At 54.8% G+C, this 1114-nt stretch carries 1 protein-coding gene and 1 pseudogene; both read right to left on the bottom strand.

Features of this window, described 5'->3' with window-relative positions:
• Positions 1-455: pseudogene (locus FW758_RS24570) on the bottom strand (hypothetical protein); the annotation flags it as partial.
• Positions 455-1024 carry a DUF3486 family protein gene (locus tag FW758_RS24565; RefSeq protein WP_446446824.1) on the bottom strand — a complete coding sequence of 190 codons (570 nt, stop codon included), beginning with the start codon at positions 1022-1024 and terminating at the stop codon, positions 455-457. The gene FW758_RS24565 and the pseudogene FW758_RS24570, both read right to left, overlap by 1 nt.
• Positions 1025-1114 lie beyond the last annotated feature (90 nt).

The following is a 1114-nucleotide window of genomic DNA, read 5'->3' as shown; positions in this document are numbered from 1 at the left end:
GTCACATTGCCTTGCATACCGCGTAGGTTCGAGGGATTACTCGATAGCGCCTGCACCTTAAAACCTGAGGCAAAGTAAATGGCAAAGGTCAGGATCTCTTTACCGTCTTGGCCTTCATCAACAAACACTTCTTCTTGGATTTCGCCTGCGGCTTTATCAAATACTTTGGCCCACATGGCCGCAGCGTCGATAAATTCCCGCGCCATCTCCTTGTTACTGCCCACATAAAAATGGTTAGTCCCCCCTTGGCCACGGGCAGCGCCTGCGGTAAGAGAAGCATCCGCAGCCTCGGCCCAAGTGAGTCCAGTTCGGCGCGACTTTTCGGCAATTTTCAGCGGTGACTCGTCGGCTATCCAGCGCTTCTGATAACCTAGCAGCACTTCTTTAGGATCAAAGATGCTGAGATAACTGGCCTCAAGCGCAGGATCAAAGACGGGTTTAATGATGCCGTTCATCAGGCGATCCCCAGTATTTCGCGCTTAAGCAAGGCCACGGCATCACTGGTTAAGCCAGCGGTTTTCGCGACCTTCTCGGCGGCATTAGCCGCTTCGGCCGCGAACGCGGTGCGGATCTCTTTCTCGCGCTTATGGTTGGCCATGGCGGCAGACTCCAAACGTTGCACCGCTAACATGGCATCTTTAATCATGCCCACGTCGGCACCTTCGCCCGTTTCATCTTGGTTTAATAGGGCTTTAAACAGCTGCGAACGCGCCATTTCGAGGATGAGTTTGGTCACTTCACCCGTCGGTTTATCGCCTAGCTCTGCCGTCCACACTTGGGTGATCTCACGCATTTCACGCAGGGATTTACCCACGGCCTCCATCTTGGTGGCATAGCGGTTAATACCTGCGCGGGAAAGCTGCTGTTCTTCTGGTAGCCCTGCGGCTTTAATCAGCGCATTGATTTCATCGAGCAAATCAATCTGCTGAATCGAGCCATTACGCAGCCCCGCATCGAGCTTCTTGCGGATAGGATCAGGCAGTAAATCCACCTTAGAGCGTCGGCCTCGGGTTTCACTCGCCATGGCTACTCTCCCGCCCGTGGACGTTTAACCCCTGGCACTACCGCGCGGCCTGTCGCCACATCTTGGCCGCGACCTGTTAGCGTGGCCGTG

It is taken from the genome of Shewanella sp. 1180_01 (genome assembly GCF_052850535.1).
The sequence above is the reverse complement of the archived record's forward strand: the minus strand, read 5'-3'. Positions and strand labels throughout refer to the sequence as shown.

Excerpts from the sequence above, each read along its gene's own strand:
- FW758_RS24565 (WP_446446824.1), bottom strand. The coding sequence starts at position 1,024 with ATGGCGAGTGAAACCCGAGGCCGACGCTCTAAGGTGGATTTACTGCCT.